The following is a 16,624-nucleotide window of genomic DNA, read 5'->3' as shown; positions in this document are numbered from 1 at the left end:
GATGACCACCACCAGCAGACCGCTGCCCGAGGCGCCGAACCGGATCGAACTCGCGATCAGTGGGATGACCTGCGCCGCGTGCGCCGCCCGGATCGAGAAGAAGCTCAACCGGATGGACGGGGTGAGCGCCACCGTCAACTACGCCACCGAGAAGGCGACAGTCCGGTACGCCGACGACGTCACGCCGGACGACCTGATCGAGACCGTCCAGAAGACCGGTTACGCGGCGGCGCTGCCGGCCCCGCCCAGCGCGGAGCCTCCGGTCGACCCGTTGCGGGGCCCGCGTACCCGGCTCTGGGTCTCGGTGGCCCTGAGCGTGCCGGTGGTCCTGCTGGCCATGGTCCCGGCCTGGCAGTTCGACTACTGGCAGTGGCTGTCGCTGACCCTGGCCGCCCCGGTGGTGGTCTGGGGCGGGTTGCCGTTCCACCGGGCCGCCTGGACGAACCTGCGGCACGGCGCGGCCACGATGGACACACTGGTGTCGCTCGGCACGTTGGCCGCGTTCGGGTGGTCGCTGTGGGCGCTCTTCCTCGGTGACGCGGGGATGCCCGGGATGACGCACCCGTTCCGCTTCGACATCACCCGCACCGACGGCGCCGGCAACATCTACCTGGAGGCGGCCGCCGGGGTCACCGTGTTCATCCTGGCCGGCCGCTACTTCGAGGCCCGGTCCAAGCGCACCGCCGGTGCCGCCCTGCGGGCCCTGCTCGACCTCGGCGCCAAGGACGTGGCGGTGCTGCGCGACGGCGTGGAGACCCTGATCCCGGTGGACCGGCTCGTCGTCGGCGACCGGTTCGTGGTCCGCCCCGGCGAGAAGATCGCCACCGACGGGGTGGTCGACGAGGGCACCTCGGCTGTCGACGCCAGCATGCTCACCGGTGAGTCGGTGCCGGTCGAGGTGGCCCCGGGCGACGGCGTGGTGGGCGCGACGATCAACGCGGGCGGGCGGCTGATCGTCACTGCCACCCGGGTCGGCGCGGACACCCAGCTGGCCCGGATGGCTGACCTGGTGGAGCAGGCGCAGAGCGGCAAGGCGGCGGTGCAGCGGTTGGCGGACCGGATCTCCGGAGTGTTCGTGCCGATCGTCATCACCCTCGCCGTCGGCACGCTGGGCTGGTGGCTCGGCACCGGGGCGGGCCCGACCGCCGCGTTCACCGCCGCCGTGGCCGTGTTGATCATCGCCTGTCCGTGCGCGCTCGGCCTGGCCACACCGACCGCGCTGCTGGTCGGCACCGGCCGGGGCGCCCAACTCGGCGTGCTGATCAAGGGACCGGAGGTGCTGGAGTCGACCCGCCGGGTGGACACCGTGGTGCTCGACAAGACCGGCACCGTGACGACCGGACGGATGACGCTGGTGGACGTGGTGCCGGCCAGCGGTGTGGACCGGGCCGAGCTGCTCCGGCTCGCCGGGGCGGTGGAGGCCGCCTCCGAGCACCCGATCGCCCGTGCGGTCGCCGTCGCGGCCACCGATGCGGGCGTGCTGCCCCCGGTGACCGGCTTCGGCAACCTCGAAGGGTTGGGGGTGACCGGCACTGTCGACGGCCGGGCCGTGCTGGTCGGCCGGGTGCGGCTGCTGCGCGAGCGCGGGTTCGACGTACCACCGGAGGTCGAGTGGGCAGTGCGTGACGCGGAGGCCGCCGGCCGGACGGCGATCGTCGCCGGCTGGGACGGGCGGGCGCGCGGCGTGCTCGCGGTCGCCGACGTGGTTCGGCCGAGCAGCCGGGCGGCGGTGGCCCGGCTGCGCGGGCTGGGGCTGACCCCGGTCCTGCTCACCGGGGACAACACCACAGTGGCTCGTGCTGTCGCCGCCGAGGTGGGTGTCGACGAGGTGATCGCCGAGGTGCTGCCGGCCGGGAAGGTCGACGTGGTCAAACGGCTCCAGGCCGAGGGGCGGTCGGTGGCGATGGTGGGTGACGGGGTGAACGACGCCCCGGCACTGGCCCAGGCCGATCTGGGGCTGGCCATGGGCACCGGCACCGACGTGGCGATCGAGGCGGCTGACCTCACCCTGGTCCGGGGCGACCTGGACGCCGCGGTGGACGCCATCCGGTTGTCCCGACGCACGCTCGGCATCATCCGGGGCAACCTGTTCTGGGCGTTCGGCTACAACGTGGCGGCCCTCCCGTTGGCCGCCGCCGGGCTGCTCAACCCGATGATCGCCGGTGCCACGATGGCGCTCTCGTCGGTCTTCGTGGTGGCCAACAGCCTGCGGCTGCGTCGCTTTCGTCCGGCCGCTGCCGATCTGTGACGACGGTGACGGTTGAGCCGGTGACAGTGGGGGTACCTCTGTGGTTGTAGCGACGCTGGCAATGGAGGTTGGCAATGGGATTCGACGACAAGATCAACAACGCCACCGAGGACGCGACCGGCAAGCTGAAGGAAGGCGCCGGTCGGGCCACCGACAACGAGCAGCTGGAGGCGGAGGGTCGCGCTGACCAGTCCACCGCCAAGCTCAAGCAGGCGGGCGAGAAGATCAAGGACGCCTTCAAGAGCTGACGTACGACGTAACCCGCACGCCGGGCCGGTGATCATCACCGGCCCGGCGTGCTGTGTGTCCGGGCCTTTTCGTGACCCTGAGATCCCCCTGATTCCGCTTTCGTCCCACCCTGCCGCGCGCCGGCACCTGCTAACTTTCCTTGGCATGTGCAAGGGCTGGTTATGAGCACCGCTCCACCGCCGACCGGCGACGACCTGGTCCGGGTGCTGGCCACCCTGGCCAACCCGCACCGACTGCGGGTCGTCGCCGCGCTGGCCCGCGAGCGTGCGTACGTCAGCGGGCTGGCCCGGCAACTGGGCATCAGCCGGGCGCTGTTGCAGGTCCACCTACGGAAGCTGGCGGCGGCCGGGTTGGTCACCGCTCGCCTGGAGTTGTCGGAGGACGGGAAGGCCATGAACTACTACGAGGTGGAGCCGTTCGTGCTCACACTCACCCCCGCGGTCATCGCGGCGGCCGTCGAGACGCTGACCGTGCCCGACTCGGGCGAGCAGCCAGGAGCCCCGCGATGAGCGAGCACGACTGGACCGAGGTGGTCGGCGCGATCGGCATCTTCGGCTTCCTGATCAGCGTGGTCACCGTGACCGTCGTCCAGATCGCCAAGACCCGGCGGGCCCGGTACGAGGCGGCCCGCGCGGACGACTACCGCCGGCTCGCCGAGACGGCCGCGCAGGCCCAGGCGGAGAACACCCGACTGCTCGCGGCGATGGATGGCCGGCTCGGCGGGATGGAGACCCGGATGACCACGCTGGAACGCGTCCTGCGCGAGGTCGACTGACCCGGCGGGCGAGAGGCCCCGGGCCGTCGAGCGGCTACTCGACGGCCCGGGTGGAAGCAGCATCACCTCGCCCAGTGGGCGAGTTTCACCGGCAACGCTCCTTCGAGGAGAGGACAGCACCTCATGCTGCGCGTACGCAAATCCGCAGTGGGCTGGGCGGTCGCCCTGGCCCTCACCGCCGCCGGCCTGACCCCGGCGAGCCCGGCCGCCGCCCGACAACAGTCCGCCCCGACGATCGACTGGCGGCCCTGCGCCACGGACGCCAGCGCCGAGTGCGGCACCCTGTCGCTGCCGGTGGACTGGGACCGGCCCCGGGGTGAGCGCTTCGACCTGTCGTTGGCCCGCCGGGTCGCCGACCCGTCCACCCGGCAGGGCGCGCTGGTCTTCGGCCCCGGAGGTCCGGGCGACAGCGGGGTCGACCGGGTGGTGAACGGCAGCTCCCGGTTCAGTGCCGACCTGCGTGCCCGGTTCGACATCGTCAGCTTCGACCCACGCGGCACCGGCGGCAGTCACCCGGTGATCTGTGCCCGGGACCTGCTCGCCCGGCAACCGCAGCTGATCGCCGACCAGGCCCAGTTCGATGCCGTCCTGGCCAACAACACGCTGCTGCGCGCCGACTGTCGGGCCCGCACCGGGGCGCTCTACGACCACGTCGACAGCACCAGCGCCGCCCGTGACCTGGACGCGGTCCGCGCCGCGCTCGGCGAGCGGCAGCTGACCTTCCACGGCAGTTCGTACGGCACAGTGCTCGGGCAGCGGTACGCCGAGCTGTACCCCGACCGGGTCCGGGCCATGGTGCTGGAGGCGTCGATGGATCACAGCCTCGGCACCCGCGCCTTCCTGGACACCCAGGCTGTCACCGCGGAGGGCGCGTTCGACGAGTTCCTGGCCTGGTGCGCCCGCTCGGTCGACTGCGTCCTGCACGGTCGCGACGTGCGCGCCAGCTGGGCCGGGCTGCACGCCCGGGCGGAGCGGGGCTCACTGCCCGACCCGGACCGGGCCGGGGCGGCGCTCGCCCCGTTCGAGTTGAGCCGCCTCGCCCACAAGAAGCTCTACGACACCTGGCGGTGGCCGGAGCTGGCCGAGTGGATCGTCCGACTGGAAGGCGCCGCCACCACATCCAGCGTCCGCCCGCTGGCGGACGAGGCCGTGGCTCCGTACCCCTTCGCGGTTTTCTGTCAGGACTGGAACCTGCCGGTCCGGGACTACCGGGAGTACGTCGGGCACCTGGGACGGGCGGCCCGGCTCGCGCCGGACCTGCGCTACCCGCCGGCGCTGTTCGCCCTGGTCACCTGCCTGGGCACACCGACGCCGGTCGCCAACCCGCAGCATCGGCTCCGGGTCCACACCGAGGTGCCGCTGCTGCTCGCCGCCACCGTGCACGACCCGGCCAGCGGCTACGGCTGGGCGCGCAACGTGGCCCGACAGTTGGGCCGACACGGCGCGCTGCTCACCTATGACGGGTGGGGACACGGCAGCTACACCAGCAGCCCGTGCGTGGCACGAGCCGTCGACGCCTATCTGATCGATCAGGCGGTGCCCGCTCGGGGCGCCAGCTGCCCGGCCGTCGAACCCGAGGTGTGATCGCGCCGCCGGGCCGGGTGGTTCGCGCCACCCGGCCCGGCTCAGCGTCGTCGGGTGACGCGGACGACCACGTCGTTCAGCGGGGCTTCCCGACCCGGCATCATGCGGCGGTGTTCCCCGGCGGTGACGATCTCCCAGGTGGCGTCGTCCAGGCCGGCGGTGATGTCCGCGAGGGTGACCGACGCCTCGTCGGGCGGGTGGTGCCCATGCCCATGCCCATGGCCGTGGCCGGTGGCTTCGGAGCTGTGCAGGTGCCCGACGATCAGGAGGGTGCCGCCGGGTGCCACCCACCCGGCGATGCGCTGGTAGAAGTCCAGCTGCGGCATCGCGGGGTGCGCGTAGTGCGTGGTGACCAGGTCGAACGGCGTCTCCGGGGCCCAGGCCGTCAGGTCCGCCGCCACCCATCGCACGTGGTCAGACACCCCGCTCTCGGCCGCGCGTTCGGCGGCCCGGGCGAGGGCGACGGGGGCGATGTCGACGGCGGTGACCTGCCAGCCGTGGGAGGCGAGCCAGATCGCCTCGGCACCGGCGCCGCACCCGGCGTCCAGCGCCGAGCCCGGCGACAGGCCGCCGGTCTCCCGGGCCAGGTACGGGTGTGCGGGGCTGGTGCTCATCGCGCCGGGACGGCCGGGGTGCGCCTGCTGCCAGTGCCGCTCCCAGTAGTCCCTGTCGAACTCGTGCTGTTCGGTCATCGGTGCCTGCTCCTTCGCGCGTCGCCCACGACTGTGACCGGGCACCGGGGCAATGTGCAAAGTTAATTGCCGAAATGGCAAGATGTCGCCGGTCACTCCTGGCCGGTCAGCCGGGCCGCCCGCACCTCCAGGTACCGCTGCTCCGGTCGGCTCGTGGTGCCACGCGCCGCGGCCAGGTACGCCTCCCGCGCCGCACCGACCTCCCCGGCCAGCTCCAACAGGTGAGCCCGGACGGCGGCCAGCCGGTGGTGTCCGGCCGTGCGGTCGTCGGCGTCCAACGGCGTGAGCAGGGCGAGCCCGGCCCGGGGCCCGTCGACCATGGCCACCGCCACCGCCTGGTTCAGGGTGACCATCGGGTTCGGCGCGACCCGGGCCAGCAACCGGTAGAGCGCCACGATCTGCCGCCAGTCCGTCTCGGCCGCTGTCGGGGCTTCGGCGTGCACCGCGGCGATCGCCGCCTGGAGCTGGTACGGGCCCGGTGGCGACCAGGTCAACGCCTCGGTGATCAGCGCGACCCCCTCCGCGATGGCGGCGGCGTCCCACCGGGAGCGGTCCTGCTCGGCCAGCGGCACCAACTCTCCGTCCGGCCCCACCCGCGCCGCCCGGTGCGCGTCGGTCAGCAGCATCAGCGCCAGCAGCCCGGTCACCTCACCGTCGTCGGGCAGCAGCCCGCGCAGGATGCGGGCCAGCCGGATCGCCTCGCCGGTCAACTCGGCCCGGCGCAGGTCCGGGCCACTGGACGCGGTGTAGCCCTCATTGAAGATCAGGTAGAGCACCCGCAGCACCGCCCCCAGCCGCTCGGCCCGCTCCGCCGGCCCGGGCAGGGTGAACCGGGCCCCGGCGGCCTCGATCCGCTGCTTGGCCCGCCGGATGCGTTGGCTCATCGTCGCCTCGGGCACCAGGTGCGCCCGGGCGATCTGGGCGGTGCTGAGACCACCGACCGCCCGCAGGGTGAGCGCCACCTGCGCCGACCCGGGCAACGCCGGGTGGCAGCAGAGGAACAGCAGCGTGAGGGTGTCATCGTCGGCCGGAACGTTGGGCTCCGCGTCGGCCGCCGGCGCCACCCCGGCGTACGCCGGCTCGCGTCGCGCCACCGCCACCTCGCGGTCCCGGCGCGCGCTCTCGCTGCGCCACTCGTCGGTGAGCCGGCGGGTGGCCACGGTGAGCAACCAGGCGCGCGGATTGTCCGGTACGCCCTGCGCGGGCCACTGCGTCGCGGCGGCGAGCAACGCCTCCTGGACCGCGTCCTCGCACCTGTCGAACTGCCCGTGCCGACGGACCAGCAGGCCGAGGACCTGCGGCGCGAAGGTGCGCAGCAGGTCCTCGACCGTCCGGTCCCCGGTCACATCTCCGTCCCGGCCTCATCCATGATCGGGCGGACCTCCATCGCGCCGCCGTACCGGACGTCCGGCCAGCGGGCGGCGATCTCGGCAGCCCGCTGCGGGCTGTCACAGTCCACTGCCAGGTAGCCCGCGAACTGCTCCTTGCTCTCCATGAACGGACCGTCGAGAACCTCGGGGCTGCCATCGACGAGTCGGACCGTCAACGTCTGCGACGGATTGGCCAACGCCTGGCCGCCGATCAGCTCGCCGGTCTCGGTCAGCTCCTTCATGATCTCGTCGACCTCACCGAAGAGGGCGGTGCGATCCTGCTCGCTCAGCCCCTCGGTGAAGCCGGGCCGGTTCCAGATCAGCAGCATGTACTTCACGGCGATGCTCCTCAGGCTCAGGTCGCACCCCGATCGGGGCGCGGCTCACCGGAGGGTCGGAGCCGTTCCCCCGATCCCTACCGCGTACCGAAGAAAAGCGCAGAAACCGGCGCCGAGGGCGGTCCCACGCCGCAGCGTTCAGCGCGGATCGGGTCGACCGGGCACCTGCCGGGGTTTCCGACCGCCGCCGACGTCCAGTGACGCCCGGTCGGCGGCCGAGGTGCCGGACGACCAGCCCTCGGCGTCGCGCACGCTGAGCCGGCGCCGGGTGACCCCGGGGAAGAGCGTGTCCAGCCGCTCCCGGACCGCCTCGCCCCGCGCCGCGAGCACCGGCAACAACCGTTCCGCCCCGGCCGTTGCCTGGTCCGCGTCGGTTGCCGCATCCGTGGCCGCCTCGGTGGCCGTCCGCAGCCGCTCGCCGATCCGCAGCGCGAACGCGTTGAGGAAGGACTCGTCCCAGACCTTCGTCCGCCGCCCCGACCCCGGCCGCCGCTCGGCGCGCCCGCGCAGCATCGCCGCAGTGGCCTGGACCAGCAGCGACGTGTAGAGCAACTCCACCGCCACCAGGTCGGCGGGCCAGCCCAGCACGGTCGCGAAGCCGAGATCGTCGGACCAGACCGCCTCGCACCGGTTCGCCGCCGCCACCTCCTGCACCAGCAGCGCCTTCGCGCCCGCGTACGGGGTGTCGGTGCTCAGCCGCACCCCGCCGGGCAGGTCGCCGCTCTCCGCCCCGGCGGCCAGCAGCGCCTCGTCGATGCTGTGCCGGGCGATCAGCTCCTGGGCCTTACCGGTCAACGCCTCCGCCTCCGCCGGAAAGGTGGTCGACTCGGCCTTGGCCAGCAGCGCGCGTACCCGATCGAGCATCGGTGACCCGCTGCGAGCCGGGCCGGCGGCGCGCGACAGCGCCGCGCCGCTGGTGCCCGGCGGTGGGCGCAGCACGGCGATCGGCGGCAGGCTCTCCACCAGCGCGAGGGTGTCCACTGCGGTCCGGAGCGCGTCCGCCCGGTCCAGCCCCTCCCGGGCCGCCCAGCTGGTCAGCACGCTGCGGTCGTCACCAGTGGTTGCCGCCAACGCGCGTAGCTGGTCGTCCCACCAGGCCGGGACCGGCTCGGCCTGGTCGCGGCGCTGAACCGCCATCGCGTGGCGGACCAGCCGGGCCGCCCGGGCGTCGAGCCGCCGACCGGTGATCCGGTCCACGTCGACCGGCTGCCACCCGCGCAGCCACAGCTGGCCGAGAGCACGGACCAGGCGACGCAGCAGTGCCTCGTCCACAGCCGTGGTGCCGTCCGCGACGCCGGTGCCGACCATCAGGTGGTCCAGCTGCCGTTCGGCGTGCCGAACGTCAGTGCCGCGTACCGCCGCGAGCGCACTGGCGACGAGTTCGTCAGCGTCCGGCACGGGCACCTCCTTCTCGGGATCACGCTGTCGCTGCACCTCGGGCTCCGGCCGTCGCTGCCTCTCCAGGCTCCATGATCATGCCGTCCGTGGCCCGGGAGTCGCGAAACGGGGAGGTCATCGGCCATCCGACCGTCCGCCCGACCTTGATCAACACGGCTTCCTGGAAGTCGCGGTGTGCCACTCGGCCGGACACCCCAGTTTCACCAAACCCGTGTTGATCACTCCTCGCGCGGTCGCCCGTCCTCGGCTTCGCCGGCATGGTTCGTCTGGTCCGGGGTAATTTGAGGCCGGCCTGACGCGGATGCGAGGTGTGGTGGTGGCCGATCTCCCCCTGCCAAGCGCACGCACCGCCGACGTGCGTTCCTCCATTCTCGTCGGCGTCCTGATCGGCATCGCAATCATGGCGGCGGTGGACGAGATCGTCTTCCACCAGCTGCTCGCCTGGCACCACTTCTACGATCGCTCCACCCCCTCGGTGGCGCTGCTCTCCGACGGGCTGCTGCACGCCGCCGAGGTGATCGCCCTGGTCGGTGGGTTCTTCTGGTTCGCCGACCTGCGTCGGCGGGGCGCCCTGTCGAGCCGGCTGGCCTGGGGTGGTTTCCTGCTCGGCGCCGGCGGATTCCAACTCTTCGACGGGATCGTCGACCACAAGGTGCTCCGGCTGCACCAGATCCGCTACGGCGTCCACCTGGTGCCGTACGACGTGGTCTGGAACCTGGCCGGCGCGGTGCTGCTGCTGGCCGGCGTCGCTGTCGTCTGGTGGGCCGGGTCCCGTCGGCCCGGCGGCGACCCCCGAGCCGTCCGGCCCGATGGCGGCCCTCGGTGACCGTGGCCGTGCCGCTGGCGCACGCCGGGCACGGTGCGGCCGGGCCGGCCTGGCTCCCGCTGTTCCCGGTCGCCGTGCTGGCGGGCGGCTACCTGTTGGCCGCCGTCCGCGACCCGCGGGGTTGGGACCACCGGCGCACCGCAGCCTGGCTGGTCGGCTGCGCCCTGCTGGCGCTCGCCGTCGGCCCGCTCGCCCAGACCTCCGGTGACCCGCGCGGGCACATGGCGCAACACCTGCTCCTCGGCATGCTGGCACCGCTCGGGCTGGTGCTCGGCGCCCCGGTGACGCTGTTGCTGCACGTCGCACCTGCGCCGATGCGCCGGCTGGTGGGCCGGCTGCTGCGTGCCCGCCCGCTGCACCTGCTCGCCCACCCGGTCACCGCCGCGCTGCTGAGCACCGGCGGGTTGGCGCTGGTGCTGCTCACCCCGCTGTACGCGGCGGCCGAACGCCACCCCGCCCTGCACCATGGCGTGCACCTGCACTACCTGGCCGCCGGGTACCTCTTCGCCTGGTCGTTGGCCGGGCCGGACCCGGCGCCGCAGCGCCCGGCGCTGGCGGTCCGGGTCGGCGCGCTCCTGACCGCCGCGGCCGGCCACGCCGTGCTGGCCAAGTACCTGTACGCCCAGGCCGAAACCCTGCCGCCCGGCCTCACCGACCGGGACCCGGAAGCGTTCCGCTCGGCGGCCCAACTCATGTATTACGGCGGTGACCTGGCCGAACTCCTCCTGGCCGTGGCCCTCTTCGCCACCTGGTACCACTGCCGTCGCCCCCGGACCCGCCCGTCGCCGCCCGCGTCGATCAAGAGGTTGGCGTCGCCACGGGCGGAGCCCTGACACCACACTCCTGATCAACACCGTGGTGGTATGTGTGTGGCGCACAACCCGCTGCTAACCTGGGTGGTGCAGGAGGCTCTCGCTTGAGGGTTCCCGCAACCGCCTTAAGGGCCCGCTCACGCGGGCCCTTCGTGCATCTGGCGGGCTGTGGGCGACCAGCACCAGGAGTGGTACCGCCGCTGCTCGACCCAGGACCAGAGCTTTTCGTTCGCCGCCGCCTCGCCTGGATCGTGACCTGTGCCGTTGACCATCCGGCGATACAGGAAGGTCACCAGATCCACGGCCTGCACCAGCCGCGAGGCGTGCGACGGCGCGAGGCCGTAGCGGTCGACCCCGCGCAAGATGATCGTCACATCGTGGGCGCCGATGGTCTTCATTGCGCCGTTGTAGACGGCGACCTCGTCGAGGGCCGTACTCAACGGTGTGCGACTCGTCCAGATAGGTGAGCAGCACCCACAAAGGATAAGACGTCGCTACACACTGTGTTTGGTTCGACGCGCCCCCTGCCGACGGGTCGACATGGTTCACCGACCACCTGGCTGTCGGGTGTGGTGTGGCCAGGTGGTCAGGATTTCCTTGACCGGCATCGCGTCGCGCTGTGAGTCGGGTGCTGGGGTGGGCCGTTTCGGTGGTGTGCGGTCGAAGCGGGGTGCCGGTGCCGGTTGGATCTCGCCGTCCACCTCGACGAACGTGCCCCGGGCGGCGTTGTGTGGATGCTGGTGCGCCTCACCGGGGGCGAGCACCGGCGCGACGCACGCATCCAGGTCGGCGAAGACCGCCGTCCACTCGTCCCGGGTCCGCTCGGCGAACCGTGCGGTGAACCGGCGGCGCAGCTCGTCCCAGCCGCTCGGGTCGTACTGGGCCGGCAGGTCCGGGTCGTCGGCGAGGTCGAGGCCGGTGAGGAGTACGGCGTAGAAGGCCGGTTCCACCGCGCCGACAGCCATGAATCCGCCGTCGGCGGTGGTGTACGTGTCGTAGAACGGCGCCCCGCCGTCGAACATGTTGCGCCCGCGCGGCGCGGCCCACAGGCCGGTGCCGAGCAGCCCGTGCAGGAACGAGGTGAGCAGCGCCGAACCGTCCACCATCGCCGCGTCGACCACCTGGCCGAAGCCGGAGCGCTCCCGCTCCAGCAGCGCGGCCAGCACACCGACGGCGAGCAGCATGCCGCCGCCGCCGAAGTCGCCGAGCAGGTTCATCGGCGCGTACGGGCGTTCGCCGGCCCGGCCCAGCGGCTCCAACGCCCCGGCGACAGCGATGTAGTCGATGTCGTGCCCGGCTCGGGCGGCCAGTGGGCCGTCCTGCCCCCAGCCGGTCATCCGCGCGTACACCAGGCGGGGGTTGCGGGCCTGGCACACCTGCGGGCCGAAGCCGAGCCGCTCGGCCACCCCGGGCCGGTACGCCTCGACCAGCACGTCCGCGCGTTCGACGAGGTTCAGCAGGTCCGCCACCCCGGTCGGGGACTTCAGGTCCAGTGCGGTGACCCGCCGCCCGCGCTGCAACGGGCCGCCGGTCGGTGCGGCCAGCCGGCCCGCACCCGGTGCGCCGGGCCGGTCCACCCGCACCACGTCCGCGCCGAGGTCGGCGAGCACCATGCACCCGAACGGCGCCGGCGCGAGGCTGGCCAGCTCCACCACCCGTACCCCGGCGAGCGGACCGCCGCGCGTCGGGCCGTCCGGCGCGGTGCGCGGGCCGTCGTGCCCGGCGGCTCCCGGGTCGTCGGTCGGAGCCGAACCGCCGGGGCTCGGCCAGGAGGCCGTCACGCGACGCCCACCGGTTCGGCGGGGTGGTCGGTCGGGGCGGCGAGGCGGGCGACCAGGTCGGTCGGGGGCGTGAACCGGTCGCCGTAGCGGTCGGCCAACTCGGTGGCGCGGGCCGCGAAGCCGGCGGGGCCGCCCGCGTACTGCCGCACGTAGCGGATCACCCCTCCCGTCCAGGCCGGGAAGCCGATGCCGAAGATCGAGCCGATGTTGGCGTCGGTCTCGGTCCGCAACACTCCCTCGTCGAGGCAGCGCAGCGCGTCCAGCGCCTCGGCGAAGAGCATCCGTTCCTGAAGGTCGGTGAACGGCACCGCCCGGCCCGCGTCGGTGATCAGGTCGGCGAGACCGGGCCACAGCCGTCCCCGGGTGCCGTCGTCGTAGGAATAGAAGCCGCGTCCGGCGGCGCGCCCCGGCCGGTCGTACGCGTCGACCAGTTCGTCCACCAGGCGGTGCGCCGGCAGCGGGCGGAACTCGTCGCTGGCCGCCTCGAACTGGCGGCGGATCCGCTGGATCAGCGTGAGGCTGACCTCGTCGGCCAGAGCCAGCGGCCCGGTCGGGTAGCCGGCCTGAAGGGCGGCCTGCTCCACCGACGCGGCGGGGACACCGTCGGCGACCATCCCGATCGCCTCGTCCATGAACCGGCCGATCACCCGGCTGGTGAAGAAGCCTCGGCCGTCGTTGACCACGATCGGGGTCTTGCCGATCCGTCGGCCCAGGTCGAACGCCCGGGCCAGCGCCACGTCCCCGGTCCGTTCGCCCACCACGATCTCCAGCAGCGGCATCCGGTCGACCGGGGAGAAGAAGTGCATGCCGATGAAGTCCGCCGGCCGGTCCACTCCCTCGGCCAGCCCGGTGATCGGCAGGGTGGAGGTGTTGGAGGCGAGCAGCGCGCCGGGTGCCAGCACGGGCAGCACCTCGGCGAAGACCTGCTGTTTCAACGCCGGGTCCTCGAAGACCGCCTCGATCACCGCGTCGCAGCCGGCGAGGGCGTCCACCTGGTCGGTGGTGGTGATCCGGCCCAGCACGGCGCGGGCCTCCGCCTCTGTGGCGCGGCCCTTACGGACCTTGCGGGCCAGCAGCCGTTCGGCGTGCTCGCGGGCCCGCCCGGCGGCCTCCGGCGTGACGTCCCGGACCACGACGTCCAGCCCGGCGGTGGCGCAGGCGTACGCGATGCCCGCGCCCATCATGCCGGCCCCGAGCACCGCCACCCGGCGTACCGGCGGGGCGTCCACGTCGGCCGGTCGGGCGGCGCCACGGTTGACGGCCTTCAGGTCGAAGAAGAAGGCACCGATCATGTTCTTGGCGACCTGCCCGGTGAGCAGGCCGATCAGGTGCCGGGTCTCCACGGTCAGGGCGGTCTCCAGGTCGACCTGTGCGCCCTCGACGGCGGCGGCCAGGATCGCCTCGGGCGCCGGTAGCCGGGCCCCCTTGAGCTGCTTGCGCAGGGTCGCCGGGAAGGCCGGCAACTGCGCGGCCAGTGACCGGCTGGACGGTGTGCCGCCCGGCATCCGGTAGTCCGGGCGGTCCCACGGCTGCTTCGGCTGCGGGTTGGCCGCGATCCAGGCCCGTGCGCGCTCCAGCAGCTCCGTCGGCGTGGCCACCACCTCGTCGACGATCCCGGCGGCCAGGGCGTCGGCCGGGCGCATCCGCCGGCCGGTGAGCAGCACGGTGGTCAGCGCACCGGCCAGGCCGAGCATCCGTACCGTCCGGGTGACGCCGCCGGCCCCGGGCAGCAGGCCCAGGGTCACCTCGGGCAGCCCGAGCCGGCTGTCGGGCGCGTCCAGCGCGATCCGGTGGTGGCAGGCGAGCGCGATCTCCAGGCCACCGCCGAGCGCGGAGCCGTTGACAGCGGCGACCACCGGCCGGCCCAGCGTCTCCAGGCGGCGCAGGTCCCGTTTGATGGTGCCGAGCAGGTCGGCCAGCGCTGGCGCGTCGGCGCGGGTGGCCCGGATCATCTCCGGCAGGTCGCCGCCGGCGAAGAATGTCGGCTTCGCACTGGTCACGATGACCCCGACGAGATCGGGCTCGGCTTCCAACCGGTCGAGCGCCGCGCTCATCGAGGCGACGTACGCCCGGTTCATGGTGTTGGCGGACTGGGTGGGGTCGTCCAGGGTGAGCGTGACGATGCCGTCGGCGCCGCTGTCGTACCGGATGGTGTTTGTCATTGTCGTCCTCCGGGTCAGCAGCGTTCGAGAACGGTGGCGACGCCCATGCCGCCGCCGATGCAGAGGGTCACCACGGCGCGGCGCAGGTCGCGGCGCTCCAACTCGTCCAACGCGGTGCCGAGCAGCATCGCTCCGGTCGCGCCGAGCGGATGGCCGAGGGCGATCGCGCCGCCGTTGACGTTCACCCGGTCCGGGTCGAGGCCCAGGTCGCGGACGTACTTGAGGACCACCGCGGCGAACGCCTCGTTGATCTCGAACAGGTCGATGTCGTCGACTGTCAGCCCGGCCACGGCGAGCGCCTTGTGGGTGGCCGGGATCGGGCCGGTCAACATCAGCGTCGGGTCGGCACCGGTGACCGCCGCGCCGACGATCCGGGCGCGCGGGGTGAGGCCGAGATCCTGACCCACCTGCTCCGACCCGATCAGCACCAGCGCGGCGCCGTCCACGATGCCGGACGAGTTGCCGGCGTGGTGGACGTGCTCGATCGCCTCCAACCAGTGGAACTTCTGCAACGCGACGGCGTCGAAGCCGGCCGCCTCACCCATGGTGGCGAAGGACGGGGTGAGCCGGGCCAGCGCCTCCCGGGTGGTCTCCGGGCGTGGGTGCTCGTCGACGGTGAGGATGTCCAGGCCGTTGCCGTCGCGGACCGGCACCAGCGAGCGGGCGAAGTATCCGCCGGCCATCGCCTTGGCGGCCCGCTCCTGCGACCGCAGCGCGTAGCCGTCCACGTCGTCGCGGGTGAAGCCCTCCAGGGTGGCGATCAGGTCGGCGCTGACGCCCTGCGGCACGAACGACGTGGCCAGCGCGGTCTGCGGATCGGTGGCCCAGGCCGCCCCGTCGGAGCCCATCGGCACCCGGGACATCGACTCCACCCCGCCGGCCAGCAGCAGGTGCTCCCAGCCGGAGCGGATCCGGGCGGCGGCGGAGTTGACCGCCTCCAAACCGGAGGCGCAGAACCGGTTGAGCTGCACCCCGCCCACCTGGTCGGGTAGCCCGGCCAGCAGCGCGGCGGCCCGCGCCAGGTCGCCGCCCTGCTCGCCGACCGGGGTCACGATGCCGAGCAGCAGGTCCTCCAGCCGACCGACGTCCAGGCCGGGGTTGCGCTCGCGCAACGCGTCGATCAGGCCGACCACCAGGGAGATCGGTTTGACCCCGTGCAGCGCGCCGGTGTCCCGGCCGCGTCCGCGCGGGGTGCGGACCGCGTCATAGACGTACGCCTCAGAGGGCACGGGCGATCAACTCCTTCATGATCTCGTTGGTGCCGCCGTAGATCTTCTGGACGCGGGCGTCGGCGTACATCCGGGCGATCGGGTACTCGGTGGTGTAGCCGTAGCCACCGAAGATCTGCAGGCACCTGTCGACGACCTCGCACTGCCCGTCGGTGAGCCATGACTTCGCCATGGCCGCGGTGGACACGTCCAGGTCACCCCGGTCGTGCCGGACGATGCAGTCGTCCAGGAAGACCCGGCTGACCCGGGCGCGGGTGGCGCACTCGGCGAGCACCATCCTGGTGTTCTGGTGACCCATCAGGGGCTTGCCGAAGGCGGTGCGCTCCTTGGCGTACGCGACGGTCAGCGCGACAGCGCGTTCCATGGCGGCGACCGCGCCGACGCCGATGACCAGTCGTTCCTGCGGGAGTTGCTGCATGAGCTGGACGAAGCCCAGCCCTTCGGTGCCGCCGAGCAGGTTGGCCGCCGGCACCCGCAGCTCGTCGAAGAACAACTCGGCGGTGTCGTTCGCGTGCAGCCCGATCTTGGACAGCAGTCGCCCTCGGCGGAACCCCTGCGGGTCGCCGCCCACCTCGCAGACCAGCAGCGAGACGCCAGCCGCCCGCTGCTCGGGGTCGGTCTTCACGGCCACGATGATCAGGTCGGCCAGGCCGCCGTTGGTGATGAACGTCTTCGCGCCGGTGACCAGGTAGTCGTCGCCGTCGCGGACCGCCCGGGTACGCATGGCCTGCAGATCGGAGCCGCCGTCCGGCTCGGTCATCGCGATCGCGCCGACCAACTCACCGCTGCACAGGCCGGGCAGCCAGCGTCGCTTCTGCTCCTCGCTGCCGTACGCGACGAGATAGCCGGTGACGATGCCACTGTGGACGGCCAGCCCGAGGCTGCTCTCCCCGGTGTACGCCTGCTCGTGCAGCAGCACTGCCTCGTGGGTGAATCCGCCGCCCCCGCCGCCGTACTCCTCGGGGACGGACAGGCCGAGCAGCCCCAGCTCGCCGGCGCGCCGGTAGTGCTCGCGGTCCGGGTGGCCCTGCGCCAGCAGGCGTTCGGCGTGCGGCAACACCTCCTTGGTGAAGAAGGTGCGGGCCAGTTCGGCCAGGTCGTCGTGTTCCGGCTCGCGCCAGGGTGAGGGGGAGCCGTCGGTCGGGGGAGTCGGCATGTGC

General features: G+C 73.0%; 16 protein-coding genes. 7 read left to right on the top strand and 9 right to left on the bottom strand.

All coding sequences use genetic code 11. The features are described from left to right. The first annotated feature begins 1 nt into the window (after position 1). The 5 genes from IF22_RS0106625 to IF22_RS0106605 all read left to right on the top strand — a co-directional run bounded on the left by IF22_RS0106625 (position 2) and on the right by IF22_RS0106605 (position 4,856). Positions 2–2,248 carry a heavy metal translocating P-type ATPase gene (locus IF22_RS0106625; protein WP_030329534.1) on the top strand — a complete coding sequence of 749 codons (2,247 nt, stop codon included), beginning with the start codon at positions 2–4 and terminating at the stop codon, positions 2,246–2,248. A gap of 74 nt (positions 2,249–2,322) precedes the next feature. Continuing rightward, positions 2,323–2,496, top strand: a complete 174-nt coding sequence (locus tag IF22_RS32895) for a CsbD family protein (protein ID WP_036410891.1) — start codon at positions 2,323–2,325, stop codon at positions 2,494–2,496. A gap of 162 nt (positions 2,497–2,658) precedes the next feature. Continuing rightward, positions 2,659–3,006, top strand: coding sequence for an ArsR/SmtB family transcription factor (locus IF22_RS0106615; RefSeq protein ID WP_030329532.1), 348 nt, complete (start codon positions 2,659–2,661; stop codon positions 3,004–3,006). Further along, positions 3,003–3,272, top strand: a complete 270-nt coding sequence (locus IF22_RS0106610; protein ID WP_030329531.1) for a hypothetical protein — start codon at positions 3,003–3,005, stop codon at positions 3,270–3,272. Before IF22_RS0106615 ends, IF22_RS0106610 begins: the two co-directional genes overlap by 4 nt. Positions 3,273–3,395: 123 nt before the next feature. Next, the gene (locus IF22_RS0106605; protein ID WP_030329530.1) at positions 3,396–4,856 is read left to right on the top strand and encodes an alpha/beta hydrolase; all 1,461 of its coding nucleotides are present in this window, start codon (positions 3,396–3,398) and stop codon (positions 4,854–4,856) included. Between the two features lie 41 nt (positions 4,857–4,897). Here the strand turns inward: IF22_RS0106605 and IF22_RS0106600 are convergent, their stop codons facing one another. The 4 genes from IF22_RS0106600 to IF22_RS0106585 all read right to left on the bottom strand — a co-directional run bounded on the left by IF22_RS0106600 (position 4,898) and on the right by IF22_RS0106585 (position 8,654). Beyond that, a complete protein-coding gene (locus IF22_RS0106600; RefSeq protein WP_030329529.1) occupies positions 4,898–5,548 on the bottom strand; it encodes a class I SAM-dependent methyltransferase in 651 nt (216 codons plus the stop codon). A gap of 92 nt (positions 5,549–5,640) precedes the next feature. After that, complete coding sequence (locus IF22_RS0106595) at positions 5,641–6,894, bottom strand: RNA polymerase sigma factor (protein ID WP_030329526.1); 1,254 nt, start codon at positions 6,892–6,894, stop codon at positions 5,641–5,643. Then, the gene (locus IF22_RS0106590; protein WP_245233552.1) at positions 6,891–7,247 is read right to left on the bottom strand and encodes a YciI family protein; all 357 of its coding nucleotides are present in this window, start codon (positions 7,245–7,247) and stop codon (positions 6,891–6,893) included. Before IF22_RS0106590 ends, IF22_RS0106595 begins: the two co-directional genes overlap by 4 nt. Before the next feature lie 147 nt (positions 7,248–7,394). Further along, on the bottom strand, positions 7,395–8,654 hold the full coding sequence (locus tag IF22_RS0106585) for a DUF2786 domain-containing protein (protein WP_036410967.1): 1,260 nt from the start codon (positions 8,652–8,654) through the stop codon (positions 7,395–7,397). Between the two features lie 316 nt (positions 8,655–8,970). On the opposite strand from IF22_RS0106585, the gene IF22_RS0106580 reads away from it, so the two are divergent. After that, positions 8,971–9,480 (top strand): DUF2243 domain-containing protein, encoded by a 510-nt coding sequence (locus IF22_RS0106580; RefSeq protein ID WP_030329522.1) that lies wholly within the window; start codon positions 8,971–8,973, stop codon positions 9,478–9,480. After that, positions 9,477–10,313 carry a cytochrome c oxidase assembly protein gene (locus IF22_RS0106575; protein WP_156057354.1) on the top strand — a complete coding sequence of 279 codons (837 nt, stop codon included), beginning with the start codon at positions 9,477–9,479 and terminating at the stop codon, positions 10,311–10,313. The genes IF22_RS0106580 and IF22_RS0106575 overlap by 4 nt, the downstream gene beginning before the upstream one ends. A 116-nt stretch (positions 10,314–10,429) precedes the next feature. Here the strand turns inward: IF22_RS0106575 and IF22_RS0106570 are convergent, their stop codons facing one another. The 5 genes from IF22_RS0106570 to IF22_RS0106550 form a co-directional block, all read right to left on the bottom strand. Beyond that, the gene (locus IF22_RS0106570) at positions 10,430–10,690 is read right to left on the bottom strand and encodes a hypothetical protein (RefSeq protein WP_209444500.1); all 261 of its coding nucleotides are present in this window, start codon (positions 10,688–10,690) and stop codon (positions 10,430–10,432) included. 147 nt (positions 10,691–10,837) lie between these two features. Next, positions 10,838–12,073, bottom strand: coding sequence for a CaiB/BaiF CoA transferase family protein (locus IF22_RS0106565; protein ID WP_081883727.1), 1,236 nt, complete (start codon positions 12,071–12,073; stop codon positions 10,838–10,840). Next, positions 12,070–14,235 (bottom strand): 3-hydroxyacyl-CoA dehydrogenase NAD-binding domain-containing protein, encoded by a 2,166-nt coding sequence (locus IF22_RS0106560; RefSeq protein WP_051708221.1) that lies wholly within the window; start codon positions 14,233–14,235, stop codon positions 12,070–12,072. Before IF22_RS0106560 ends, IF22_RS0106565 begins: the two co-directional genes overlap by 4 nt. A 14-nt stretch (positions 14,236–14,249) precedes the next feature. Beyond that, a complete protein-coding gene (locus IF22_RS0106555) occupies positions 14,250–15,464 on the bottom strand; it encodes an acetyl-CoA C-acetyltransferase (RefSeq protein WP_030329514.1) in 1,215 nt (404 codons plus the stop codon). Further along, positions 15,454–16,620: an acyl-CoA dehydrogenase family protein gene (locus IF22_RS0106550; protein ID WP_030329512.1), complete on the bottom strand. Its 1,167-nt coding sequence runs from the start codon at positions 16,618–16,620 to the stop codon at positions 15,454–15,456. The genes IF22_RS0106555 and IF22_RS0106550 overlap by 11 nt, the downstream gene beginning before the upstream one ends. Positions 16,621–16,624: the final 4 nt, after the last annotated feature.

The organism is Micromonospora parva (genome assembly GCF_000718515.1).
GTDB classification, from domain to species: domain Bacteria; phylum Actinomycetota; class Actinomycetes; order Mycobacteriales; family Micromonosporaceae; genus Micromonospora; species Micromonospora parva.
Note: the sequence above shows the minus strand (reverse complement) of the source record. Positions and strands in the feature narration are given on the sequence as shown.

What these genes read in the sequence shown, in the direction of transcription:
- IF22_RS0106550 (WP_030329512.1), bottom strand. Translation starts at nt 16,620, where the DNA reads ATGCCGACTCCCCCGACCGACGGCTCCCCCTCACCCTGGCGCGAGCCG.
- IF22_RS0106625 (WP_030329534.1), top strand. Translation starts at nt 2, where the DNA reads ATGACCACCACCAGCAGACCGCTGCCCGAGGCGCCGAACCGGATCGAA.
- IF22_RS0106600 (WP_030329529.1), bottom strand. Translation starts at nt 5,548, where the DNA reads ATGACCGAACAGCACGAGTTCGACAGGGACTACTGGGAGCGGCACTGG.
- IF22_RS32895 (WP_036410891.1), top strand. Translation starts at nt 2,323, where the DNA reads ATGGGATTCGACGACAAGATCAACAACGCCACCGAGGACGCGACCGGC.
- IF22_RS0106615 (WP_030329532.1), top strand. Translation starts at nt 2,659, where the DNA reads ATGAGCACCGCTCCACCGCCGACCGGCGACGACCTGGTCCGGGTGCTG.
- IF22_RS0106590 (WP_245233552.1), bottom strand. Translation starts at nt 7,247, where the DNA reads ATGCTGCTGATCTGGAACCGGCCCGGCTTCACCGAGGGGCTGAGCGAG.
- IF22_RS0106610 (WP_030329531.1), top strand. Translation starts at nt 3,003, where the DNA reads ATGAGCGAGCACGACTGGACCGAGGTGGTCGGCGCGATCGGCATCTTC.
- IF22_RS0106560 (WP_051708221.1), bottom strand. Translation starts at nt 14,235, where the DNA reads ATGACAAACACCATCCGGTACGACAGCGGCGCCGACGGCATCGTCACG.
- IF22_RS0106605 (WP_030329530.1), top strand. Translation starts at nt 3,396, where the DNA reads ATGCTGCGCGTACGCAAATCCGCAGTGGGCTGGGCGGTCGCCCTGGCC.
- IF22_RS0106570 (WP_209444500.1), bottom strand. Translation starts at nt 10,690, where the DNA reads ATGAAGACCATCGGCGCCCACGATGTGACGATCATCTTGCGCGGGGTC.